The organism is Geobacter benzoatilyticus (assembly GCF_017338855.1).
Taxonomy (GTDB): Bacteria; Desulfobacterota; Desulfuromonadia; order Geobacterales; family Geobacteraceae; genus Geobacter; species Geobacter benzoatilyticus.
This window is the reverse complement of sequence record NZ_CP071382.1, coordinates 202,194-226,362: the sequence shown is the minus strand read 5'-3', so window position 1 is coordinate 226,362 and position 24,169 is coordinate 202,194. Positions and strand designations below refer to the sequence as shown.

Here is a 24,169-nt window from a genome sequence, read left to right as displayed (position 1 = left end):
TATTCTATGTACAATTTTCTGATCTCCGGCGGCATAGCCCTTGTCGCAATCGTCATAATCTTCATCGCCGCAGGCTCATCGGCCTGGTGGTGGGCCATCCTTGTGGGGCTCATCCTGTTCGGCGCTTCATTTCTCCTCATATCCCGGATTATCATGAAGAAGATTCTGGCAATCATGGAGACCGCCAACCGCGACATCCAGGCCCAGCGGGTGGACAAGGCGATACGCGAGCTCAAGGAGGCCTTCAAGTTCGGCAAGTGGCAAATGTACGTCACCGGGCAGATCAATTCCCAGATCGGCATGATCTATTACCTCAAGCGGGATTTTTCCACGGCGTTTCCCTATCTGGAAAAGTCTTTCGCCAAAAACTGGGTTACCATGGGGATGCTGGCCGTCAGCTACATGAAGCGGAACAAGCGCGATAAAATGAAGGAAACCTTCGAGAAGGCGGTTCAGTGGACCCCGAAGGAGTCTCTCCTCTGGGCGCTCTACGCCTATTGCTGGACCGAGTGCGACGATATCGGCCAGGCAAAAGCTGTGCTGGAGCGGGGGCTCAAGAAGCTTCCCGGCGACGAAAAACTGAAGACCAACCTTGAGTCGCTTCAGGAGTCCAAGAAGATGAAGATGAAAGTCTACGGAGACATGTGGCTCCAGTTCCACCTGGAGCGCCAGGGGGTTGTCATGAAGCAGCAGATGGCGGCCATGGGTGGGATGAAACGGCGGGTGGTCAGGAGATAGCCGCCGTTGCCGGCATGCAAATAGTGTGAAGTGCGGGAAAGGGACGGGGTTGCGTCCCTTTTTCCATTTTGATTGGTGGTAAGTGCATGGTTGATCTCCTGAAAACCCTTGCCGTCCTCATCGCCGTGGTCGTGATGGTACGCCGCAGATGGCACCTGGGGGCGGTCATGGCCTTGGGGGCGGCAATCCTGGCGTTCTCCTGCCTGACTCCGCCGCTCCGGTTCCTGTCGGGGGCCTGGACCGCCCTTACCACGGACAGTGCCCTGGACATGACGGCAACCCTGGTTTTCACCATGATCATGGAGAACATTCTCCGCACGACCGGCACCCTCCGCCGGATGGTGGCGAGCCTTTCGGAGATTCTTCCAGACAGCAGGCTCATCATGGCTGCCATGCCGGCCATGATCGGGATGCTCCCTTCTCCGGGAGGGGCTGTCTTTTCGGCTCCCATGGTGCGGGAGGCTTCGGCCCATCTGACGCTTTCCCCCGACCAGAAGGCCTTCATCAACTACTGGTTCCGTCACATATGGGAGTACGTCTCGCCACTTTATCCCGGCATCATCCTGGTGGCGGGACTCTCCCGCATTCCATTCCAGAAGATTGCCCTGGCGAACATCACCTTTTCCGTAGCCGTGATCGTCCTGGGTGTTTTCTTCTGCTTCCGGGGAGTCGATTCAGCCCCCGTGCCACAGGGAGAGACGGTCGGCAAGCGGCGGGCCCTCCGAACCTTTGTCATTTCGGTGGCGCCGATTCTGGTGACGCTCGTTTTAGTGGTGGTACTGGGGGGCAATCCGGTGGCGGCCATGGGTGGGATGACGGTACTGCTTTTCATTGCTCACCGGTATGGACCGGGCAGAATAGTGGCGACACTCCGGGAGAGCGTCTCATTGAAATCCCTGTCTCTTATCTTCGGGGTCATGATCTTTCAGGAGACCCTGAGAGTTACCGGGGCACTTGATGGCATCTCGCATTTTTTCGTGGCGAGCGGACTGCCGTTGCTATTCATAATTACGGTCATCCCGTTTCTTGCCGGCGTAATGACAGGGCTAACCGTGGCTTTCGTGGGGATTACCTTCCCTATACTGATGCCGCTTCTGGGAGGCGACATCCCCTCGCTGGGGCTTCTATCCCTGGCTTTCGGCAGTGGTTTCTCCGGGGTGATGCTCTCGCCGGTTCATCTCTGTCTCGTTCTTACGCGGGAATACTTTGAGGCCGACATGGGGAGAGTCTATCGCCGCCTCTGGATTCCTCAATCCTTGGTGCTTGCGGCTGCCGTAGTGCCGGTGTATATTTTTTCCTGACCTTGTGTATTGCGCTGCGTTGCGCATTGCTGTTGTTTTCCGGACCCGAGGAGGTTTCTATGGCAAAACGGATTGTGCTTTTCATGTTTATGACGTTCACCAGCCTCGTTCTTTCGGGATGTCTCGTGGCTGAGAGCAAATATTTGAAAAAGGCGGAGGAGGCCGATGCCCTCGGGCGGGAAGCCGCCACACTTCAGGAAATGCATCGTGAACTTTCAGCCGAGAACGGCACCTTGAAGGCACAGCTTTCCAGGGTAAAGGAAGAAGCCGCCGTCCTGGCGAAGGAGAAGGAGAAACTTTCTGCCGATAACCGGGAGTTGGACCAGGTCCTCCGGTCCAAGACTGATTCCCTTTCACAGACTGTTGCCGACCTGCGGCAAAAGGTGTCGGATCTTGAGGACGAAAACGCCCGGCTGAAGGAAGAGATTGCAGCTGCCCAGAAGGCCAGGGAGGAAAATGTCCGCCAGGTGAGCAAGACCTATGAGGACCTTCTCGACAGCATGAAAGGGGAGATTGCCCAGGGGCAGGTAACCATTTCGGAACTCAAGGGGAAGCTGACGGTCAATATGGTTGACGCCATTCTCTTCGATTCCGGGGAGGCGGAGGTGAAGCAAGGGGGGATGGATGTGCTGGCCAAGATGGTCGATATCCTGAAAGGGGTCCAGGACAAGATGATCAGGATCGAGGGGCATACCGACAACGTCCGGATCATCGGCAACCTAGCCCGGCGCTTCCCCACGAACTGGGAGCTTTCCGCGGCCCGCGCCATCAATGTGGCACGCTATCTCCAGAGCCGGGGCATCGATCCGGCTGTACTTGCGGCGGTGGCCAACAGTGAGTACCGGCCGGTTGCCACCAATGACACCGGCGAGGGGAGGGCAAAGAACCGCCGGATCGAGATTGTCCTCGTCCCCAGAGACGCGCCTTGACCAATACGGAGAGGAACACAAACCTTTAGTCATGAAAAAGAAGACACAAAAGAACGAACCGAAACCGAAGGAGTTTGCGGCGCTTCCCTTTGCAGCTCTCAAGGGATTGAAGACCGATGACGGTTTATCCGGGGAGGCGGTTCCGATCAAGGCACCCCCCGCTGCTCCGGTAAAAACTGCTGCGGAGACTGACGATATTTCACTTTTTTTCCGTGAGATGTCGGACGTGCGGCGGATCAGCACCGGCACGGAACCGTCAAGGAAAAAAGATGCCCGGAATGCGTCGCAACCCCCTGAACAGTCAGAGGCTGCGGAGATCCGCCGGCAACAGGAGGCCGAGGAGCGCCGGGCATTCGCCGATGCCATATCAAATCTGCGCCTTGATGTCACGTTCATCGACAATCTCCCGGAAGGCGAGGGAGAGCATCACCGTCCGGCCAGCCGGCTCCGTCAGTTGAAGAATGGCCAGATTCGCATTGGGCTGGAACTTGACCTCCATGGTCTCACTCGTGAGGAGGCGCTGGAGAGCCTGGGGCATTTCATCTCAAGTGCCCAGCGCCTTGCGCAGAAGGCGGTTCTTGTTATCACGGGCAAGGGAAACAATTCGCCGGGAGAGCCGGTTCTTCACGGAGCTGTCCTCTCATGGCTCCGTGAGCAGGGAAAAGGAGTGGTGGCTGAGTTTGCCCCTGCACCCCAGGAATTGGGGGGGAGCGGCGCCGTTGTGGTCTTTCTCAAAACGCCCGGCAAAAAGGGCGAGTAAGGTGAAGCATGTTTGGTTTTTTCCGAAAGAAGCCGGGTGAGCCGATCGAGTTCGAAAGTCCTGAGGCGGCCTTTGACTACGCCTGCCGCAACCTGGAGAACCGGATACTTCTGGAGGCGGTCATCCCGGCCTTGGTCGAGGAGCGCCGTGGTACCAGCGCGGAGGGGGAACAGCTTTTTTTCATCCGCCTGGCAAATGGCGAGGGGGGAAAGGTGCTGGAGGCCTGTACTCTCAAGGAATCGCTCCGTTATCCCGAAGTTGGCGACCTGGTGGGTTACCGGGTGGTAAAGCTGGAGCCTGAACTGCCCGAGCCCTTCGATCTCCTCGGTTTTATCGCGTATCGGCTTGCCCCGGTTTATGTCCCCGGCAGGGGGTGGCGAATCGCTGAAAGCTTCGTGCCCGACAACATCAAGCCGACATTGCGGATGTGACTTCCAATGATCAGAATCCTCATAGCAAACCCTCTCCTTCTCCTCTTTACCGTTGCGGCCATAGGATATCCCCTGGGGCGCTTAAAGTTTCGCGGGTCCAGCTTGGGCGTGGCGGCGGTACTCTTCGTCGGTCTTGGTGTCGGCGCACTCCATCCAGAGCTGAAACTTCCCGAGATTGTCTATGTCCTGGGGCTTGCCCTCTTTGTCTACACCATCGGGCTCGCCAGCGGACCGGCCTTCGTGGCGTCGCTCAGGCAGGAGGGGGTGCGGAACAATCTTCTTATCCTGTGCGTTCTTGCGTTCGCAACAATGCTTACCGTGGCGGCCCAGCGGTTCCTTGCCCTGCCGGCGACGATCACCGTGGGGCTTTTCGCCGGCAGCCTCACCAATACCCCTGCCCTTGCCGGCGCCCTCGAAACCATCAAACACCTGGCGCCGCAGAATCTCATGGAACAACTCCTGGCCGAGCCGGTGGTCGGGTATTCCATTGCGTACCCCATGGGGGTCATGGGTGTAGTGCTCGCCATAAGCCTTGTCCAGAAACTCTGGCGAATCGACTATGCCGAAGAGGCAAAGCAGTTCAAGATTGCCGGGGTTGCCACCGAGGCCCTGAGATCGAAAACCATCCGGGTAACCTGGCCCCAGGCGGGGCGGCAGACCGTGGTGGAACTCTCACGCCAGCAGAAGTGGGACGTGGTTTTCGGCCGGATAAAGAGAAATGGGGAGTATCTGTTGACGGGGCCCCAGGTCCGCTTGCAGCCGGGTGATTTGCTGCTGGCGGTCGGAACCGGTGCGGAGTTGCAGCGGGTGGCGGAAGTTCTCGGCGAGGTGAGCGAGGAGGAAATCACCGCTGACCGGAGCGAGTTCGATTACCGGCGTATCTTCGTTTCAAATCCCCGGGTGGCCGGCCGACGGCTGGGGAGCCTGGACCTTTTCGAGCGGTTCGGGGCCACGGTAACCCGTGTCCGGAGAGGAGATGACGACTTTCTCCCCCATGACGACATGGTTCTGGAACTGGGGGACCGGGTCAGGGTGGTGACCAGCCGGGAACGGATGGGAGAGGTAACGGCTCTGTTTGGCGATTCATACCGGGCCGTTTCGGAAGTGGATATTCTCACCTTCAGCCTGGGGCTCGCCCTTGGGCTGCTGCTTGGTATCGTACCGATTCCCCTGCCGGGGGGGGTGACGCTCAAGCTCGGTTTTGCAGGGGGGCCGCTTATCGTGGCCCTTGTGCTGGGGACCATCGGACGCTCGGGAGGGATGATCTGGAGCCTTCCTTACAGCGCCAATATGACGCTGCGCCAGATTGGGCTCGTGCTCTTTCTGGCAGGCATCGGCACCAGGGCCGGCTACGGCTTCGTCTCGACCCTGGCCGATGGGGGAGGTTTTACCATCTTTGCCGCCGGGGCGGTGGTGACGTTCACCGCGGCGCTGGCAACGCTATTTATTGGCCACCGGCTCCTGAAAATCCCCATGGGGATACTGATCGGCATGGTGGCAGGGCTCCAGACTCAGCCAGCCGTTCTGGGGTATGCCCTTGAGCAGACCGGCAACGACCTGCCCAATATCGGTTACGCATCAGTGTATCCAGTGGCCACCATCGGGAAGATCGTCGCTGTTCAGGTGCTGCTGACGCTGCTCATGTGATTCCAGTCAGCAGACCGGGTATTTCCCCGCTGCCAGTTCCATGCAGAATCCGTTGATTCCCGCCAGTCTCCGTTCGATGATCTCCTCGGCCCGCGTTGCGACGTCTCCGGTCAGTTTCCCTTTTTTCATGAGAAGCTGGGCCGCAGCCATGAGCGGTCGGTCGATGGGGGCTCCAATCCTGCTCAGGAGAATAACGTGGGCCTCCTTCACCCCCTCCACTTCCTCGCAGATTTCCCTGGCCAGCCTATGGGACAGGACATTGTAGATTTTTCCCACATGGCTCACCGGATTCTTGCCGGCGGCAGCCTCGGTTCCCAGGGGACGTCCCAGGGCGATGATGCCGTTGACCCGGTTTCCACGCCCCACCTGGCCCGAGTCGGCATCTTCAGCCGAGGTGCCAAGAAGGCTCAGGTAGACGCCCCCAAGCCCCCGGCCCGGTTCGTCAAGTGTGTTGAGGCTGGCCAGCTTCCGGCCGAAACCGGGGATTCCGGTCAGGAATTCGCCTATCTCCCGTTCGATTATCTTCTTTCTGGCAAAATATTCCCCTTCGGATTCAATGAATCGCGCCAGAAGCGGCATCGCCACAATCAACTCCAGATCGTTACCCCAGCGCATCCCCATGACCTTGATGTCCTCGCCGGTTTCCGGAAAACGCTCCTTGAATTCGCGGGCATTCAGGTGCTGCTCCAGGGAGAGGACGGCAAGCTCCGTGGGGGAAAGAGGCCAATAGCCGATTGCCGCCGAAGTATCGTTGGCCGCCATGACCTCGCCCGGCCGCGCGAATATGCCGGTGAGTTCCTCCGAGCCCTGTGCGAGTACCACCCGGAAATCCACGTGCAGTTCCGGGTCCACGAAGCGGAGGTTTCTTCGTATCCACTCACGTGCCGCATCTATGGCGATCTTCTCCACCGCAATCCGCCGGTCTCCCACGGAGAAGGTGGCCCGGTCGCCGATGATGAGTTCCATGGGCCGGGTTACGCGCCCTCCGCCAAAGCGCATTTCAACGCTTCCGGCGGCAAGGAGGCTCTTGTCGATGTTGTGGTGCAGGATGCGGCCGAATTGCCGGAGATACTCCTGAGACAGGGCTACGGAGACAGCGTCCATGGCCGCGTCGCAGATGTAGTCGGGATGCCCTTTTCCTTTCCGCTCCACGATTTCCACCTGCTGGTCCAGTATTGAGTTCCCCCTGAATGCCTCGATGGTTATCATGGATAACACTGTATCATGTCTGCGAGCGATTGCATGGGGACCGGGCATGGGAATAAAAAAACCGCCCATCATAAGCAGTGACTAATTGCTGACGATGGACGGCCTGGAAAACGTGGCGTGCCCGGTTATGCCAAGACTCTTGCCTGCCGCTCCCCTTTACGCGCGCCCTGTGGCGAACTCAATAGTGCGTTTGCGGTGGCACAGGTTTGAAACAAGATGGCCGTGGCACAAAGGCTGAAAAAGATCCAGATGAATACTCCGGTCAACCCCTCCAGCGGTGATAGCGCGGGAGAGGTGAATTCCAGAATTAGAGCATATGTGCTGACCATGGATTTTGTCATATTCTCCTCACGACCCCCGACCTATTCAATACCGTCGCATGAAGTGCCAGGGCTGGGCTTGGTGCAGGAACAGATACTCCTTGCCATAGAGACAAACAACAACACCCCCGGTACCAGCTGGCTAAGAAACGCAATGGCTCCGAGGGCGGTGAAAAGCACCAGCAGGAATTCTTCAAAGTAGAAACCCTGCATCAGAAGCGTTGAAGAGGCGTCTCCGAGATTATGAACACTATAGTCAGGCGACATGGTTGGTCTCATTTGTTGTTGTTTTGTGACTGTAATTGAACGATTCCTATATTTGCACCTGTTGTACCAACGGTGAAGTGTTTGAAATAATAATGATAACAGGTTGATTTGGCGTTGTTATTCCGGTTTTTAAAGCCTTTTGGACATGAAGGGGAGAGAGGGTGGTGTATGTTTTATTCATACATACCCGCGCCATTATTGAGAGGTTAAGGCGTGGAAGAGAGGTTTTAATCCTTTTAGGTGAGGGGACTTTATCTGCTTTTGTCGGTGGTGTATGTTTACGTTATACACTTAGTGGTTGAAAAGCGGGGCTTCGTGGGAAGCCCCGCTTGGTGTGGCAGATGTGCAAAGTTAAAAGCTAAGGTGTTTCGGAAGGCTCTTCCTTCTTCTTGCGCGGTGCCCTTTTGCGCTTGGGCACTTCTGCTTCCGGTGCAGGCGCCGTCGGTGGTGTTTCCGGAGAGTCGGCTGCCGTTGCATCTGCCGCCTTCTTGCGGGGCGAACGCTTGCGGGCCGGTTTTGCCGGAGGCGGTTCAACCGATGCCGGTTCTGCCGGCATCTCCACGGCGGCCGGGGATTCGGCGGCATCGGTGACCGCGGCATTCTTTTTAGTACGCGGAGCACGGGGTTTCTTCGGCTTCGGTTCTGCCTTTTCTGGGGGCGGTTCGACGGCCGGGGGCGCCTGTACCGGCTCCGCTGCTTCAACGGGAGCTTCCTGCGGAGTTGCGGTTTCAACGGCAACTGCCCCGTCTTCGTCCCGTTTCACGCTGCGGCGTTTGCGCCGCCGCCGTTTCTTTTTCCCTTCATCGGCCGCCGGCTCTTCCTCTCCCGCGGTTTTTACAACGCTTTCCTCGCCCGTGTCCGCTGCAGCTTCCGTCGCGGAAGGCGTTTCGCCGGTGCCTTCATCGGTCAATTGGCTTTCGTCGGATTCTTCGACGCGGGGTTTCTTGCTCCTGCGCCGCCTGCGCCGCCGCTTCTTCTTCGCCTCATCGCCCTGGGGAGTATCGGCACGTTCCTCGTTCTCCGGAAGCTGCTCTTCGACTTCCGGCTCGACGATGGCCTCCTCGTCGGGCTGCTCTTCATCGTGCTGCCCTTCGCCAGCAAGAGATGCAGCCTGCGCGTCATCTACCGTTGACTTCTTTCTGCTGCGGCGGCGTTTGCGCTTTTTCCCTTCCGTTCCTTCCTGGGGCGCGCTTTCCTCTGCCTCGATTAATTTGCTTGTTTCCGTGACGGTTTCGGGTTTCTTTTCCAGCGGTTCCGCTGGTTCAGCGTTATGTTCAACATGAGCCGGCTTGTCCCGCTTGACGGTTTCAAGCTCCAGTTCGTTCATGAGGAAGGAGGTCCGCCCCTTGACCGTGACCACGATGTCGTAGTCGTCCTCAATCCGGGCAAGCTCCCGCTTCTTGCGGTTCAGTAGGTAGTAGGCCACTTCCAGGGGGAGCCCACCGTGAACCTCGGCCACGGTCCCTTTGGCCGCTGCGGCGTGGACCTTGCGGAGGAATGACAGGGCCATGCTCTCAACGTTCTTTACCTTGCCCCGGCCGCTGCAATGGGGGCATTCGAGGGTGCTTCCCTGTTCCAGGGTCTGTTTGATCCGCTGGCGGGACATCTCCAGCATGCCGAACTGGGAGATGCGCCCCACCTCGACCCGGGCCTTATCCTCCTTGAGGGCGGTCTTGAGGACCTTCTCCACGGCGCTGTTGTGCTTGCGGTCCCGCATGTCGATGAAGTCGAGAACGATGAGCCCCCCCAGGTCCCGCAGCCGCAGTTGCCTCGCGGCCTCTTCGGCGGCTTCCAGGTTGGTCTTGTAGGCGGTGTCCTCAACCCCCTTTTCGCCGGTGGTCTTGCCGGAGTTGACGTCGATGGAAACCAGGGCCTCGGTGGGCTCGATGATGAGATATCCCCCCGATTTGAGGGGGACTTTCTTTTCGTAGATGAGATCGATCTGCTCCTCGATCTGGTAGCGGGAGAAGATGGGGCGCTTCTCCGTGTGGAGCTTCACCAGCTTCTCGTATTTGGGCATGGTCTGCTTGAAAAAGTCCCGGGCTTCCTTGTAGACTTCCTTGCTGTCCACGAGCACTTCGTCGATTTCGGCGGTGAAGTAGTCGCGGATGGTCCGGATGACGACGTTCATTTCCTGGTAGATGAGGGCCGGAGCCTTAGCTGCGGCTGCCTTTTCCATGATCGAATTGTGGAGGTTGAGAAGGTTCTGGAGGTCCTTGTTCAGTTCGGTCTTGGTCTTGCCAAGGGCCTCGGTCCGGACGATGTAGCCGATCCCCTCGGGTATTTCCATCTGGGAAATTTTTTCCTTCAGTTTCTTGCGGTCTGCCTCGCTCTCCACCTTGCGTGAGATGCCGGCAGAATCGCTTCCCGGCATGAGCACCATGTAACGCCCCGGAAATGACATGTAGGTGGTGAGGGCCGCACCCTTCATGTCACGCTCGCCCTTTTCCACCTGTACGATGAGTTCCTGCCCCCGGCGGAGGATTTCTTGAATGCGTGGGCGGCGGTTGCGGTTTTCGTGGGGGACGTCGTCGCGCCACTGCCAGAAGGAGGGATGGATCTCCCCCATCTGGAGAAAGCCGAGCCGCTTGGCCCCTATATCCACGAAGGCCGCCTGGAGCCCCGGTTCCACCCTGACCACGACCCCTTTGTAGACGTTGCCGCGGGTTTGTTCGCTTCCCGCGATCTCGATGTCCAGATTGTCCAGCTTGCCGTCTTCGACGATGGCAACACGGGACTCTTCCGGATGCATCGCGTTGATGAGCATCTTTTTTGCCATTGATTCCGGTTCCTTTAGGTGGGCAGCAGGGGGCTCCCTGCGCCGCTGAAATTTCGGTATCCACCGGCATGAAGCCGTGGCCCGCCGTATTATGTTCGAAGCCTCAGCATTAAGAAGAAAGGCTTTGTAGTTGCGTAAAATCGCTAAAGTATAGCAGAGTTTTTTGCCTTTAATAAGAAAAAACTGGCTTTAACAGCCATTTAGACAGGAGAGAAGATTGACAAGGCCGTTTAGCCCCTCCTACAATGACGTCATCTCACAGTAACGGAACGGATTTTCCATGCTCCATCTCAAGAATCTCTCCAAGGACTTTGCGGGCAGGCCCCTCTTTACCGGCATCAACTGGCACCTGAAGAAGGGTGAGCGGGTGGGCCTCGTGGGGGAGAACGGCGCCGGCAAATCGACCCTCATGAAAATAGTTGCCGGACTCGTGGAGCATTCCGCCGGCGAGCTGATCTTCGCCAAAGGCGCCACAGTGGGCTACCTCCCCCAGGACGGCATCGTCACCCGGGGCCAGGGGCTCCTGGCCGAGGTGATGACGGCCCTGGACGACCTCCAGGAGATGGAGCGGGAGCTGGCAGTGCTCACCCGTCGCCTGGAGGAAGTCTCCCATGACGACCCTGAGCACGATCCCCTTCTGGAGCGCTACGGCCATCTTCAGGAGGAGTTCCGGCTGCGGGGGGGCTACGCCATGGAGGCGGAGGCGTGCCGGGTCCTGGACGGCCTCGGTTTTCTCACCACAGACCGGGGGCGCGACTGCGGCGAGTTCTCCGGAGGGTGGCAGATGCGGATCGCCCTGGCCAAGCTTCTGCTGAAAAAGCCCAACGTGCTTCTGCTGGACGAGCCCACCAACCACCTGGACATAGAGGCCCGCAACTGGCTGGAAGGGTACCTGTGCGAGTATCCCCACTCGGTGATTCTTGTCTCCCACGACCGCTTCTTCATGGATCAGGTCTGCCACCGGATTACGGAGGTCTGGAACAGCGTCCTCACCGACTACCACTGCTCCTACAGCCGCTACCTCGTCCAGCGGGAGGAGCGGGTGGCGGCCCTGCGGGAGGCTAAGCGGCGCCAGGATGAAGAAGTCCAGAAGATCGAGGACTTCATCAGCCGTTTCCGCTACAAGGCCGACAAGGCGTCCCTGGTCCAGTCCCGCATCAAGCAACTGGAGAAGGTCGAGCGGATCGTCCTCCCTCCGGAACGCAAAAAAATCCGTTTCCGCTTCCCAGATCCCCCCGCCAGCGGCCGGATTGCCATGGAGCTTTCCGGCGTGGTGAAGGCCTACGGCGCCAATGTGGTGCTGAACGGCGTCAATCTCACCGTGGAGAAGGGGGAGCGGATCGCCCTGGTTGGGCACAACGGCGCCGGAAAATCGACCCTCATGGGGATCATGGCCGGCAAGCCATTTGACGGGGGAGAGCGGGTCGTGGGGCACAATGTGGCTCTCGACTACTTCGCCCAGGACCAGGCACAGGTCCTCGACAGCGACAAGACCGCCTACGACGAGCTTTTCGCCGACGCCCCCTTTGCCATGGTGCCGCAGCTGCGGGACATCCTCGGCGCCTTCCTCTTCTCCGGCGATGACATCCACAAGAAGGTGGCGGTCCTCTCCGGCGGCGAGCGGAACCGCCTGGCCCTGGCCAAGATGCTCCTTCGCCCCTCGAACCTGCTCCTCATGGATGAACCCACCAACCACCTGGACCTCTTCAGCAAGGATGTCCTCCTTGACGCCCTCAAGACCTTTGCCGGCACCGTGGTCTTCGTCTCCCACGACCGCTACTTCATCGACGGCCTCGCCACCCGCGTGGTGGAGGTGGAAGGGGGGCAGCTCACCAGCTACCACGGCGACTACGAGTACTACCTGTCGAAGAAAGCGTTGGCAGATGTTCAGCCTTTCCCGGTCCCCGATCCCCGGTCCCCGGCCCCGGCTTCCCGGATCCCTGAATCGAAGGAAGAGAGGGCGCGGCAGCGGGAGGAGGAGAAGTCCCGTCAACGGGACGAGAAACGGCGCCAGAAGAGGCTGGAGGAGCTGGAGGCGGCCATCGCTGCCGAAGAGGCGCGCCTGTCTGAGCTGGAGCAGCAGATGGCCGACCCGGCATTCTTCGACGACCTGGAGCGGGCCCGCCTGGGGGGGGAGGAGCATGCTGCCCTGACGGCACGGATAGCTGGATTGTATGAAGAGTGGGAAACCACAGGTGCCGGGTGATTGGGGGGGCGGCTCCCGGCGCATATCCCCGCAATAAACTTCAATTCCCGCGCCGTTCCTTGACAGGAGCGGCCTCAGCGGCTAGTCTGGTTACTATACCTGTGCGCCACCCCAAGCCCCCTTCGACCCAAGGACCCGAACACCATGTCCGAATCCGTGTCGATAACAATACCTTCCGTTCTGCCGGTCTATCCCGTTCGGGAGATCGTGGCTTTCCCCTACATGATCTTCCCCCTGTTCCTCAAGGATGAGGAGTTTGCCGGCTTTGAGGAGATGCTCGGCCCCGAGCAGTTCGTGGTCCTCATCCGTCCCCGCCAGGAGACTGCTCCCGGTACAATTTCGCAGCTTTTCGAGATCGGTACGCTTTGCAAGGTCAATCAGATTCAGCGCCTCTCCGAAGGGGGCGCGAAGTTGGTTTTCGAGGGGGTTACCCGGGTCCGGGTGACGGATGTGGTGGAGTTTAACCAGCACCTTCAAGGCCATTGCGAGCCGATCCACGAGTTCGTGGAGCGGTCCATGGTCTCCGAGGCCCTGGTCCAGAGTCTCAATGCCCTCCTGAAGATTGCCCTTTCCTACGGCCGGCCCCTTCCCGAGGATGTCATGAAGATGATCGACCTCATCGACAATCCGGCGCGGTTGGCGGATCTGGTTGCCCTCTACGTTAATCTCCCCCTGGACGAGCAGCAGGGTATCCTGGAAGTTATCGACCCCCTGGAGCGGCTCAAGAAGGTCTACATGCACCTGACGAGCGAGGTGCAGCGGCTCCAGGTGAAGGGGGAGGTCCAGGCCGAGGTGACCAAGCGGGTCGGCAAGAGCCAGAAGGAGTACCTGCTGCGGGAGCAGATGAAGCAGATCCAGGAGGAACTGGGGGAGGAGGATACCCGGGCCGCCGAGATGACCGACCTTAGGAAGAAGATCGACGCGGCCGGCATGCCCTCGGAGGTGCGGAAGATCGCCGACAAGGAGCTGAAGCGGGTGGAGCGGATCAATCCCGCCTCCCCGGAGTACACGGTCTCCCGCACCTACCTCGACTACCTGGCCGGGATGCCCTGGAAAAACGCCACCAGGGACAACAACGACATCAACCAGGCCGAAGCGGTGCTGGATGAGGATCACTACGATCTGAAGAAGGTGAAGGAGCGGATTCTCGAATACCTGGCGGTCCGGACCCTCCGGGAGAAGATGAAGGGGCCGATCCTCTGTTTCGTGGGGCCGCCGGGGGTGGGGAAGACGAGTCTCGGCAAATCCATCGCCCGGGCACTGGGGCGCAAATTCATCCGGATGTCACTGGGTGGGATGCGGGACGAGGCGGAGATCCGGGGCCACCGCCGCACCTACATCGGCGCCCTGCCGGGCCGGATCATCCAGGAGCTCTACCGCTGCGGCACCAACAATCCGGTTTTCATGCTGGACGAGGTGGACAAGGTCGGCCTCGACTTCCGGGGAGACCCGGCCAGCGCCCTGCTGGAGGTGCTGGACCCGGAGCAGAACAACACCTTCACCGACCACTACCTGGATGTCCCCTTCGACCTCTCCAACGTCATGTTCATCACCACGGCGAACCAGCTGGACCCGGTCCCCGCTGCCCTCAAGGACCGGATGGAGGTGATCCGGCTCTCGGGCTACACCGACGAAGAGAAGGAGAAGATCGCCGTCCGCTACCTGGTCCCCCGGGAGATCGAGGAGAACGGCCTGGCAGGCACACCTCCCGCCTTTGCCGATGACGCACTTTTCAAGATTATCCGCGATTACACCAGGGAGGCGGGGGTGCGGAACCTCCAGCGGAACATCGCCTCGGTCTGCCGCAAGGTGGCCAAGGAGATTACCCAGGGTAAGCCCCTGCGGGAGACCATCTCTCCGGCGGTGGTGGAGGAGCTTCTGGGCCCCCGGACCTTCTTCAACGAGGTGGCTTCGGAGAAAGACCGGGTGGGGGTCGTCACAGGGCTTGCCTGGACCGAGACCGGCGGCGACATCATCTTCGTGGAGGCGACCCGGATGAAGGGGAAGGGGGAGCTGATCCTGACCGGCTCCCTGGGGGACGTCATGAAGGAGTCGGCCCGGGCGGCCCTTTCCTTCGTGCGGGCCAACGGCGCCGAGTGGGGGGTGGAGGAAACCGCCTTTGCCGACACCGATATCCACATCCACGTGCCGGCTGGCGCCATCCCCAAGGACGGGCCGTCGGCTGGCATTACCATGGTGATTGCCATCGTGTCGCTCCTGTCGGGGCGGCCGGCCCGGCGCGACGTGGCCATGACCGGCGAAATCAGCCTCACGGGGCGGGTCCTGGCCATCGGCGGGCTCAAGGAGAAGGTGCTGGCGGCCCGCCGCGCCGGGGTGAAGACCGTGGTGGCCCCGGCCCGCAACCGGGAGAACCTGGAGGACATCCCCGACGACGTGAAAGGGGAGATCGCCTTTGTCTTCGCGGATGACGTGCGCGAGGCGATCGAGACGGTGCTGCAACCGATATGAACCCTGAACGCACCGTAAAGTGGTTCCTCCAGGAACTCCAGGCCTATTTCGCCCTGGCTGCCCGGGCCGTCGTGCGGATTTTTCGCAGGCCATTCTACTATCGGGAGTTCGTCACCCAACTGGACAAGATGGGGGTCGGCTCCCTTTTCATCGTCTGCCTCACGGGGCTCTTTACCGGCATGGTCATGGCGCTTCAGGCCCTCATCCAGCTGAAACCATTTGCCGCCACCAGCTACGTGGGGGGGATGGTGGCCGTCACCATGGTTAAGGAGCTGGGGCCGGTCCTCTCGTCCCTCATGGTGGCGGGTCGGGTCGGCTCGGCCATCACCGCCGAGTTGGGCACCATGGTCGTCACCGAGCAGGTGGACGCCATGCGGGTGGAGGGGACCGACGTCATCACCCGGCTCGCCACCTCGCGGCTCAAGGCAATGCTCGTGGCCATGCCGCTGTTGGCTGTAATCACCGACGCCCTGGCGCTCCTGGGGGGATTCGTCATCGCCTCCGGCTACGACATCAATATCCTGATGTACTGGAAATCCCTCTCCCAGTTCCTGGTATTCCAGGATATCATCGAAGGGGTGGCGAAGCCGTTCGTCTTCGGCTTCCTCATCGCCACCATCGGCTGTTACGTGGGTCTCAACACCAAAGGGGGCGCCGAGGGGGTGGGGGCCGCGGCCAAGCGGGCGGTGGTCGTCACCTCCATCATGGTGCTGGTATGCGATTTTTTCATGACGAAAATTTTCATTGTCTTCAGGTGATGATGTGACTGACGCGCGGGGCATACGGATGGACCAGGTCTCCTATGCGGTGGGGGGGCGGCGGATTCTGGACGGTTTCGACCTCCACCTGGAGCCGGGGGTGAACCGGACCATCCTCGGCATGAGCGGGGCCGGCAAGACCACAATCCTGAAGCTGATGCTGGGACTGTTGCGGCCCGACGGGGGAACCATCTCCATCAATGGTACCCCCATCGGGGGACTCAGGGAGCGGGAACTGATAGAGGTTCGGAGGAAGATCGCCATCGTCTTCCAGGGTGGCGCCCTCTTCGACTCCATGACCGTGGGGGAGAACGTGGGGTACCGCCTCCTGGAGGAAGGGCGGCTGTCCGAGAAGGAGATCGAGGGGATCGTGCTGGAGAAGCTCTCCTTCGTGGGGCTGGAGCAGACCATCGACCTCTACCCGGCGGAGCTTTCCGGCGGCATGAAGAAGCGGGTCGCCATCGCCAGGGCCCTTGCGGCGGACCCGGAGTACATCTTTTTCGACGAACCCACCACCGGCCTCGACCCCATCGGGGTCTACAACATCCGGAACCTGATGCTCCGGCTCCAGGGGGAGGGGAAGACCACCCTCATGGTGACCCACGACCTGGAAACCGCCTTTGCCGTATCCCGGAGGTTTTCCTTCCTCCACCACGCGCGGCTTGCCTTTGAGGGGACGGAGGAGGAGATGAAGCGGTGCGAGCTGCCGGAAATCCGCGAGTTCCTGGCACCCACGGACCGCTCCCTGTTCACCTACGACACCAACAACAACCAGACGGAAAGCAGAGCCCTATGAAACGAAGCGACAACGTATCGTGGTCCCAGCTCAAGGGGGGGATCTTCATTCTGGTGGCCCTGGCCCTCTTGGCCGGCGGCGTGCTCATCATGGGGGACAAGACCAAGTTCTTCGTCCCCAAGGGGAGGCTCTCGGTCATCATGACCGACGTGGCGGGGCTCAAGGTGGGTGCCCCGGTCTGGCTCGCCGGGGTCGATGTGGGGATCGTGACCCGCATCGAGTTCGAGCGCCCCGAGGCCACCAACGAGGTGGAGATTGTCCTGGAGGTGGAGCGGGATGCCCTGAAAAAGATCGGCGCCGACTCGGTCGTGACCGTCAAGACCCGGGGGCTCCTGGGTGAGAAGTACGTGGACATCACCCCCACCCGCTCAATCGTGGCAAAGCCCGTGGAGCGGCTTCAGGGGACCTCCATGCCGAAGCTGGACGACGTGGTGCAGAAGGCGGCCAGGGCCTTCGACCGGGTGGATGCCATCGTGGCCAAGACCGAGCGGGGCGAGGGAACCCTGGGGCGTTTCGCCAACGACCCGAAGCTTTACGACAGCCTGGTGCGCCTCACCGCCGAGCTGGACGCCGTTGCCGCCTCCGTCAACCGGGGGGAAGGGACCCTCGGCATGCTCAACAAGAGCCGGGAGCCCTACGAGAAGCTCATGAGCATCCTAAACCGGGCCGACAACACCCTCACCGACATCCAGTCTTCGGAGGGGACCATGAGCAAGCTCCTCCACGACCGGGAGCTCTACGACAAGCTCGTGGCCGTGGCCAGCAAGGCGAGCACCGCCGCCGACGAAGTGCGGGAGCTGAACCGCAAGCTCCTTTCCAAGGAGGGGACCCTCGGCAACCTCATGGCCGACCGTGAGGTCTACGACAAGGGGCTCACCCTCATCAACCGGGCCGACGCCTCCCTCAAATCACTGGAAGAAGTCACCTCCCGGCTGGAGCGGGGCGAGGGGACCGCCGGCAAGCTCCTGTCGGACCGGGATCTCTACGACCGCCTCAACCGGACCGTGGAGGACCTGAACCTCCTGGTGAAGGACATCAAGGAGAATCCCAAAAAGTATGTGAAGTTTTCGTTGTTTTGAGGTTGATGAATATCAAATGCTATGCTGCCCGCGAAAGCGGGTGCACTTGTCGAACCTTCGGAGCCAGCTCTTTTTCCACCGTCTTCAGGTCATAGCTGGTTTGCAGGTTCATCCAGTAGATCGGGGTCTGGCCGAAGGCCTTTCCGAATAGGAGTGCCAGTTCTGCGGTGACAGGACGTGTGCCCTTGATTACATGCGAAACTCGCATCGGCGACACGCCGATTGCTTGCGCAAAAGCGTTCTGCGAGATGCCAAGCTCATCGAGAATTTCTTTCAAGAACACTCCGGGATGTATAGGAGGAAGGCCATTTTTTGTCGCCATGAGATTTCTCCTTAATGATAGTCAGTTATTTCAACCTCAGTTGCTTCGCCGTTGGCGAATGAAAAACATATCCGCCACTGGTCATTAATCCTGATGCTCCACTGACCTGACCTGTTGCCGGATAAAGATTCAAGCCTGTTTGACGGCGGCATCAACAAATCTGTAACATCGCGTGCGCTGTCCAACTGGGTTAGTCGCATAATCGCGCGAGTAATGATTTCCGGAGGGAATTTCCTGGATTTCCCCGTCGCAAAGAGTTTTTCCGAGTCCTTGTTCGCGAACGATGTAATCATGGTGAGAGTGTAAACAATTTGTTTATATGAGTCAATCTGGGAAAAGCATGAAATATGGGTTAAACTGAGGGCGGCGGACCGACGTAATTGCAAAAGTAAAATGTGTAGGTCTGACCCCTTGGGCATACGTCATAATTCCGTATGCCCAAAGGGGGCCTTACATAGTATCCAAGCGCAACACCGGTGAACCCGCTGTGCTCTCAGCCGTTAGCCAGTAGAATAGGAGATAATTTGTGAAGTTGATGATAAATATGTCACCGATTATAATAATATTTTTGTATTTCATGTATTCGATATACGCTTCTCCAAAGCTAAAAAATTTCGTTAGCCTCATTTTTCTGCAAGGTTTTTCTATGTTATTTGATTTTGCCGAATGGCTAAAACTGGTTACAAGAGTATGTGTTGTTCTGTCCCATTTTTTGGGCAGAATGTGTGTAGTAGCAATATTTGTAATTTCAGTGATAGCATTAACGAATGAAATAAGCATTGTTTTTGGGTATGAAATATTTTCAAAATCAGATCAGATAGCAAAAATAATATCGTTAATTGAAGAGAAGAAGCTGCCGTGGATTGCAGCTACAGCAATTATAGCTGCAACCGTTGCGTTAGGACATTTTAGAACTCTCGATCTAGCTATTGAGAAATATCAAGAAGAGCAAAAAGAGAAACTAGAAATAAAGATCAAGAAACTAAAAAGCATTTTAAAATGAGGGAATGTTTGTTGATACTAAAGTCAATAAAAATATGTAAAAATCAATTTAGCTGTATTTGACAAAATAATCTAATGTTAAGGAGTACCCACAATGAAACAATTCATTCAACTGACAATTATAGCCTTCACTGTATCAATATCGTTATTTGCTAGTTTTGCTTCGGCTGCTTCGCTCGATCAAATTGCTAACGAAGCTTTAAAGAGGAGAAATCCGTGGAATAGCGTAACGGGGCACAACGAAGTGCGCGTACATTACAAGGTTACACAGCTTCAAACGCCGGGAACCTATTCCGTGGACATTGTCACAATCAACAAAAACATAGATATTCTATACAGCACGAATAACAAACCACTGGAAGGTTGGTTTGGCAATAAGTGGAATGAAATAGTAGATTGCAAGAGAAAGCAAATGAGGCAAACAAATTCATTTAGCCTTACTGTAGACGGTTTGAACAATTCGAATTTCAACCCCGAATGGTACGACGCATCCGAGACCGCACCCGATTACCCTAGCGGTATTGTGTATAGGGCTTTGTGTGGGGTGCAACGATAGGAAACTGCGCAGATAATAGGGGCCAGTAGTGGGGTCGGTCTCAACTCTTGACAAATTGGTCTCTATTAAGCATCGCAAGCTATCAAAAGCGTGAAGCTGAAAGGGGTCAGACCTACACAATTGACAAAGTAAGGTTGGGCTTGTGTTAGCACGCCATTGAGGCATTACCGATAAGGGTCAGAATAGTGGGGTCAGGTCTCAACTCGTGACACATTGGATTCTATTAAGCATCGCAAGCTATCAAAAAAGGCGGTTATGGCACGACTTTTTGAAAAAGGTGGTTGGCCGGATGGATGTACTGCCAAGAGTGTCAGAAGTTGAGGCCTGCCCCTAAAGGCTCTTCCTATCGCCGTTTTAGAAGTCGACCTGTTTAGCAATCACGATCTACTACAAAAAATGAGAAGCTAGTGAGCGGCCTCTGCATGAAGTTTGAGTCCCAGTGCTGAAACGACTTTTAAAATAGTATCAAAACCAGGCACCCGCTCACCTGAAAGTGCCTTGTAAAGACTTTCACGAGAAAGACCGGCATCGCGCGCCACTTGAGACATCCCTTTGGCTCGGGCTATGTCGCCGAGGGCTTTGGCAATGAAAGCTGCATCACCATTAGCCTCTTCGAGCGATGCTTCAAGATAGGCCGCCATTTCTTCCGGAGTACGGAGATGTTCCGCGACATCATAACGACTGGTAGCAGTCTTGGCCATTTTCAACTCCTATAGGTTCTGAGCAAGCCGGACAGCTGCCTTGATATCCCGAGACTGGCTGCTCTTGTCGCCACCGGCCAACAGGATGATCAATTCGCTGCCGCGTTGAATAAAATAAACTCGATAACCGGGACCGTAGTTGATCCGCATTTCCGAGACACCTTCACCCACAGGCTTGACGTCACCTGCGTTTCCAGAAGCAAGACGCTCAATCCTTACAAGGACACGAGCCTTCGCCTGGATATCACGTAAGTTGTCGAGCCAGTTGGCAAAATGCTCGGTTTTGCGGATTTCAACCATAAATAAACTGTATCCCGCCGGCTACGTTATGTCAAATGGAAAGTCGAGAAGAACGCAGCCCAACCACTTACAGCTTCCTGCGCCCTGCTCCGGGCGGTGTGTGCGGTGGCAGTGAACAAGGGTTGATGTCCGGCAGCAAACCCGATATCTTTACCTTATTTACGAAGAACCGGATTGAAAAGGACCAGGAGACCGTGACCCACAAGACTGATGCCATCTATGCGGCACCTCTGCAGAAAATGATCGATTTTCAATTCGATGAACGGGTTGTTGCAGTCTTTCCCGACATGATACAGCGCTCGGTCCCCGGCTACGGCATGATTATCTCCAATATCGGCATCGTTGCCGCGAAATACGCCCAGGCCGGGAGTCACTGCTATGATCTCGGCTGTTCCCTCGGGGCGGTCAGCCTTGCCATGCGCCAGCGGATCACTCAGCCGGACTGTGACATTATTGCGGTGGATAACTCCCCGGCGATGATCGAGCGCGGCCGTGAGCTGCTGGCCCTCGATACGCTGCCGACGGTGCCGGTGACCATGAGCTGTGCCGATCTTCAGGATGTCACCATTGAAAACGCCTCGGTCGTCGTCCTCAACTTCACCCTGCAGTTCATCCCCCCGGCAGAGCGACTGGCGCTGATTGAGCGGATCCATGCCGGGCTCAGGCCTGGCGGCGTGCTCATCCTCTCCGAGAAGATCGCTTTCGGCGAGCCGGGACGACAGCAGTTCCATGAAGAGTTGCATCACGATTTCAAACGTGCCAACGGCTACAGCGATCTGGAGATCAGCCAGAAACGGTCGGCGCTGGAAAAGGTGCTGATCCCCGAGACCCTTGCCTGCCACCATGAGCGCCTGCAGGCGGCGGGCTTTTCTTTTGCCGATCTCTGGTTCCAGTGTTTCAACTTCGTCTCTCTGGTCGCGATTAAATGAATTGGTACGACTCTCTCTTTCCGCACCTTGCCGCCATGGGGCAGGAGCGCTGGGCCGGGCAGTTGCGGGTGACCCTGTCCGAGAGTATGCTCCTCGAACGGTACGGCGATATGCCGGGGTGGCTGAGCGCTCTGGAGGCGCTGCCGGAGCTGCGTCCGTCCCGGATTGCACTGCAGGATAATGTCACCATCGGTTCCGGCGCTGATCTCGGCGCAGTCACCCGCGAAGAGCTGATCGCCGGGTTGCAGGCCTTTCACCCCTGGCGCAAGGGCCCCTTCAGTTTCTTCGGCATAGAGATCGATACCGAGTGGCGCTCCGACTGGAAGTGGGAGCGCCTGCTGCCGCACATTCAGCCGCTCGCCGGGCGAAGAGTCCTGGATGTGGGGTGCGGCAACGGCTATCATGGCTGGCGCATGCGCGGTGCCGGCGCCGACTTCGTCCTCGGCATCGAGCCCTTTCTGGTTTCGGTGATGCAGTTCCAGGTGATGCAGCGCTACCTGCGGGATCCCCGGCATCATGTCATCCCCATCGGTATTGAGGATGTCCCGCCGAATCCGGCCTGCTTCGACAGTGTCTTCTCCATGGGGGTCCTCTACCACCGTCGTTCTCCCCTGGATCATCTTCTGGAGCTGAAGGGCTGCCTGCGTCCGGGGGGGGAGCTGATTCTGGAGACGCTGATTGTCGAAGGGGGGCAGGAGACGATCTTCATGCCGCCGGGACGCTACGCCAAGATGCGCAATGTCTGGTTCCTCCCGTCGATTGCGGCGCTTACCCTCTGGCTGCAGCGCTGCGGCTTCACGGAGATTGCCTGTGTCGATGCCACCCGCACCACCTGCAAGGAGCAGCGTGCGACTGAGTGGATGCGCTTTGAGTCGCTGGCGGATTTTCTTGATCCGGATGACGGCGGGAAGACAATGGAAGGGCACCCGGCACCGCTGCGGGCAATCTTTACCGCAACAAAGCCCTAGGGTTTCACCTTCGCCGAAAACAAACACTGGAAACCATCGCCCGGCGGTACGGCTGTGTTGACTTTGCAAAGGTATCCGGCAACGGCGTGCAGGTGCGCCGTGCCGCCCAATGGAGTATCCGGGTTCAATAGAGTGAACGAAACGAGGTGCTGATGAAAACGGTTAGATTCGTTGTCTGCTTCATGGTGATGCTCTTCTCCCTCCCTGCCTTCGGGGCGGGGCTGGAGGAGCGGGTCCGGGAGCATACCCTGAAAAACGGCATGAAGCTCCTCATGGTGGAGCGCCACACTTCCCCCACGGTGGCCACCTGGATCCGCTTCCGGGTGGGGAGCGTGGACGAGCGGAGCGATGAGCGGGGGATTGCCCACCTCCTGGAGCACATGCTCTTCAAGGGGACCAAGACCCTCGGGACCAAGGACTACGCCGCCGAGAAGCCTTTCCTGGACAAGATCGAGGAAACGGCCCAGCTGCTGGTGGCGGAGAAGGCCAAGGGTGACAAGGCCGATGGGGCGAAGGTGGCCGAGCTGCAGAAGAAGCTCAATGAGCTGGAGGCCGAGGCGGCGAAATTCGTCATCAAGGAGGAGTTCGCCGAGATCTACGCCCGGAACGGCGGCGCCGGCTACAACGCCTTCACCAGCAAGGACGGCACCACCTACCTCATCAATATGCCGGCCAACAAGTTGGAGCTATGGGCCGCCATCGAGAGTGACCGGATGCAGAACGCCGTGCTCCGCGAGTTCTACACGGAGCGGGATGTGGTGATGGAAGAGCGGCGCCGCTCCTACGACACGGAGCCGGGGTCTAAGCTCTGGGAGAACTTCGTGGCTTCCGCCTACCACGCTCACCCCTTCGGCCAGCCCATCATCGGCTGGATGTCCGATATCGAGAACCTGACCCGGACCAAGGCGGAGGAGTTCCTTACCCGGTACTACAAGCCCAACAACGCCATCGTGGCGATAGTTGGGGACATCGACCCCGAGAAGACCATCGCCCTGGTGGAGAAGTACTTCGGCGCCATCCCGCCGGGGACCCTCGTGGGGCCGGTGGCGGTGGTGGAGCCCCTTCAGCAGGGGGAGCGGCGCCTGGAGATCGTGGCCGACTCGGAGCCGGAGCTTCTCATCGGCTTCCACAAGCCGACCCTTCCCGCCGCCGATGACTACGTCTTCGACGTCATCGACATGATTCTGGCCGACGGCCGCACTTCCCGCCTCTACAAAACGCTCGTCGTGGAAAAACAGCTGGTCACCGAGGTTTCCAGCTTTTCGGCGCCGGGGAGCCGCTACCCGAACCTCTTCGTCATCGCCGCCACCACCCGGGCCCCCCACACCGTGGCCGAGGTGGAGGCCGCCGTCTACGAGGAGCTTGAGCGCCTGAAGAAGGAGCCGGTCACCGAGCGGGAGCTTCAACAAATCCTCAACAAGCTGGAGTACGAGGAGAGCCGCCAGATGATCTCCAACGGCGGGCTCGCCCGCAACCTGACCGAGTACGAGGCGGTGGCCGGCACCTGGCGCTACCTGATCGAGCACCGGAAGAAGGTGGCGAAGGTGACCCCCGACGACGTGATGCGCGTGGCCCGGACCTACTTCACCAGGGAGAACCGGACCGTGGGGTTCATCACGAAGAAGAGCGGGCAGTGACAACCCCTCCCCCGCCTCCCCTTGACAGGGGAGGAGCCCACTCTTTCCCTGGCAAGGGGGGGGCG

At 58.6% G+C, this 24,169-nt stretch carries 23 protein-coding genes; 17 read left to right on the top strand and 6 right to left on the bottom strand.

Features of this window, described 5'->3' with window-relative positions; translation table 11 throughout:
* Positions 1 to 6 precede the first annotated feature (6 nt).
* The 6 genes from JZM60_RS01035 (at position 7) to JZM60_RS01010 (ending at position 5,806) form a co-directional block, all read left to right on the top strand.
* Positions 7 to 738 (top strand): hypothetical protein, encoded by a 732-nt coding sequence (locus JZM60_RS01035; RefSeq protein ID WP_207163703.1) that lies wholly within the window; start codon positions 7 to 9, stop codon positions 736 to 738.
* A gap of 86 nt (positions 739 to 824) precedes the next feature.
* Positions 825 to 2,039 carry a DUF401 family protein gene (locus JZM60_RS01030; protein WP_207163702.1) on the top strand — a complete coding sequence of 405 codons (1,215 nt, stop codon included), beginning with the start codon at positions 825 to 827 and terminating at the stop codon, positions 2,037 to 2,039.
* A gap of 59 nt (positions 2,040 to 2,098) precedes the next feature.
* Positions 2,099 to 2,968, top strand: coding sequence for an OmpA/MotB family protein (locus JZM60_RS01025; RefSeq protein ID WP_207163701.1), 870 nt, complete (start codon positions 2,099 to 2,101; stop codon positions 2,966 to 2,968).
* Between the two features lie 31 nt (positions 2,969 to 2,999).
* On the top strand, positions 3,000 to 3,728 hold the full coding sequence (locus JZM60_RS01020; protein ID WP_207163700.1) for a Smr/MutS family protein: 729 nt from the start codon (positions 3,000 to 3,002) through the stop codon (positions 3,726 to 3,728).
* Positions 3,729 to 3,736: 8 nt separating this feature from the next.
* A complete protein-coding gene (locus JZM60_RS01015; RefSeq protein WP_207163699.1) occupies positions 3,737 to 4,159 on the top strand; it encodes a hypothetical protein in 423 nt (140 codons plus the stop codon).
* Positions 4,160 to 4,165: 6 nt separating this feature from the next.
* Entirely contained in the window at positions 4,166 to 5,806 is a 1,641-nt protein-coding gene (locus JZM60_RS01010) for an aspartate:alanine exchanger family transporter (RefSeq protein WP_207163698.1), read from the top strand.
* Positions 5,807 to 5,812: 6 nt separating this feature from the next.
* On the opposite strand, the gene JZM60_RS01005 is transcribed toward JZM60_RS01010, so the two are convergent.
* Positions 5,813 to 7,015 (bottom strand): methionine adenosyltransferase, encoded by a 1,203-nt coding sequence (locus JZM60_RS01005; RefSeq protein WP_207163697.1) that lies wholly within the window; start codon positions 7,013 to 7,015, stop codon positions 5,813 to 5,815.
* A 222-nt stretch (positions 7,016 to 7,237) separates the two neighbouring features.
* On the opposite strand from JZM60_RS01005, the gene JZM60_RS01000 reads away from it, so the two are divergent.
* On the top strand, positions 7,238 to 7,537 hold the full coding sequence (locus JZM60_RS01000) for a hypothetical protein (protein WP_207163696.1): 300 nt from the start codon (positions 7,238 to 7,240) through the stop codon (positions 7,535 to 7,537).
* A gap of 423 nt (positions 7,538 to 7,960) precedes the next feature.
* Here the strand turns inward: JZM60_RS01000 and JZM60_RS00995 are convergent, their stop codons facing one another.
* The gene (locus JZM60_RS00995; protein ID WP_207163695.1) at positions 7,961 to 10,381 is read right to left on the bottom strand and encodes an Rne/Rng family ribonuclease; all 2,421 of its coding nucleotides are present in this window, start codon (positions 10,379 to 10,381) and stop codon (positions 7,961 to 7,963) included.
* 280 nt (positions 10,382 to 10,661) lie between these two features.
* Between JZM60_RS00995 and JZM60_RS00990 the strand changes: the two genes are divergently transcribed.
* The 5 genes from JZM60_RS00990 to JZM60_RS00970 all read left to right on the top strand — a co-directional run bounded on the left by JZM60_RS00990 (position 10,662) and on the right by JZM60_RS00970 (position 17,689).
* Complete coding sequence (locus tag JZM60_RS00990; protein WP_207163694.1) at positions 10,662 to 12,587, top strand: ABC-F family ATP-binding cassette domain-containing protein; 1,926 nt, start codon at positions 10,662 to 10,664, stop codon at positions 12,585 to 12,587.
* Between the two features lie 144 nt (positions 12,588 to 12,731).
* Complete coding sequence (lon, locus tag JZM60_RS00985) at positions 12,732 to 15,056, top strand: endopeptidase La (protein ID WP_207163693.1); 2,325 nt, start codon at positions 12,732 to 12,734, stop codon at positions 15,054 to 15,056.
* Positions 15,053 to 15,814 (top strand): MlaE family ABC transporter permease, encoded by a 762-nt coding sequence (locus JZM60_RS00980; RefSeq protein ID WP_207163692.1) that lies wholly within the window; start codon positions 15,053 to 15,055, stop codon positions 15,812 to 15,814. The genes lon and JZM60_RS00980 overlap by 4 nt, the downstream gene beginning before the upstream one ends.
* Positions 15,815 to 15,842: 28 nt before the next feature.
* The gene (locus JZM60_RS00975) at positions 15,843 to 16,610 is read left to right on the top strand and encodes an ATP-binding cassette domain-containing protein (protein WP_207165387.1); all 768 of its coding nucleotides are present in this window, start codon (positions 15,843 to 15,845) and stop codon (positions 16,608 to 16,610) included.
* Positions 16,607 to 17,689, top strand: coding sequence for an MlaD family protein (locus tag JZM60_RS00970; protein ID WP_207163691.1), 1,083 nt, complete (start codon positions 16,607 to 16,609; stop codon positions 17,687 to 17,689). The genes JZM60_RS00975 and JZM60_RS00970 overlap by 4 nt, the downstream gene beginning before the upstream one ends.
* A gap of 19 nt (positions 17,690 to 17,708) precedes the next feature.
* Here JZM60_RS00970 and JZM60_RS00965 read toward each other — a convergent pair whose 3' ends face one another.
* Positions 17,709 to 18,011 (bottom strand): HigA family addiction module antitoxin, encoded by a 303-nt coding sequence (locus JZM60_RS00965; RefSeq protein ID WP_207163690.1) that lies wholly within the window; start codon positions 18,009 to 18,011, stop codon positions 17,709 to 17,711.
* 11 nt (positions 18,012 to 18,022) lie between these two features.
* Positions 18,023 to 18,304: a type II toxin-antitoxin system RelE/ParE family toxin gene (locus JZM60_RS00960; protein ID WP_207163689.1), complete on the bottom strand. Its 282-nt coding sequence runs from the start codon at positions 18,302 to 18,304 to the stop codon at positions 18,023 to 18,025.
* A 233-nt stretch (positions 18,305 to 18,537) separates the two neighbouring features.
* Here JZM60_RS00960 and JZM60_RS00955 point away from each other — a divergent pair, with 233 nt between their 5' ends.
* Both JZM60_RS00955 and JZM60_RS00950 read left to right on the top strand, forming a co-directional pair.
* Positions 18,538 to 19,014, top strand: a complete 477-nt coding sequence (locus JZM60_RS00955; protein WP_207163688.1) for a hypothetical protein — start codon at positions 18,538 to 18,540, stop codon at positions 19,012 to 19,014.
* Positions 19,015 to 19,107: 93 nt separating this feature from the next.
* Positions 19,108 to 19,569, top strand: coding sequence for a hypothetical protein (locus tag JZM60_RS00950; RefSeq protein WP_207163687.1), 462 nt, complete (start codon positions 19,108 to 19,110; stop codon positions 19,567 to 19,569).
* Between the two features lie 404 nt (positions 19,570 to 19,973).
* On the opposite strand, the gene JZM60_RS00945 is transcribed toward JZM60_RS00950, so the two are convergent.
* Positions 19,974 to 20,270: an addiction module antidote protein gene (locus tag JZM60_RS00945; RefSeq protein WP_207163686.1), complete on the bottom strand. Its 297-nt coding sequence runs from the start codon at positions 20,268 to 20,270 to the stop codon at positions 19,974 to 19,976.
* A gap of 9 nt (positions 20,271 to 20,279) precedes the next feature.
* Positions 20,280 to 20,570: a type II toxin-antitoxin system RelE/ParE family toxin gene (locus JZM60_RS00940; protein WP_207163685.1), complete on the bottom strand. Its 291-nt coding sequence runs from the start codon at positions 20,568 to 20,570 to the stop codon at positions 20,280 to 20,282.
* A 194-nt stretch (positions 20,571 to 20,764) separates the two neighbouring features.
* Here JZM60_RS00940 and cmoA point away from each other — a divergent pair, with 194 nt between their 5' ends.
* The 3 genes from cmoA to JZM60_RS00925 all read left to right on the top strand — a co-directional run bounded on the left by cmoA (position 20,765) and on the right by JZM60_RS00925 (position 24,104).
* A complete protein-coding gene (gene cmoA / locus JZM60_RS00935) occupies positions 20,765 to 21,499 on the top strand; it encodes a carboxy-S-adenosyl-L-methionine synthase CmoA (protein WP_207163684.1) in 735 nt (244 codons plus the stop codon).
* Positions 21,496 to 22,467, top strand: coding sequence for a tRNA 5-methoxyuridine(34)/uridine 5-oxyacetic acid(34) synthase CmoB (gene cmoB, locus JZM60_RS00930; RefSeq protein WP_207163683.1), 972 nt, complete (start codon positions 21,496 to 21,498; stop codon positions 22,465 to 22,467). The genes cmoA and cmoB overlap by 4 nt, the downstream gene beginning before the upstream one ends.
* Before the next feature lie 152 nt (positions 22,468 to 22,619).
* Positions 22,620 to 24,104, top strand: coding sequence for a M16 family metallopeptidase (locus JZM60_RS00925; protein WP_207163682.1), 1,485 nt, complete (start codon positions 22,620 to 22,622; stop codon positions 24,102 to 24,104).
* The last annotated feature ends 65 nt before the right edge of the window (positions 24,105 to 24,169 follow it).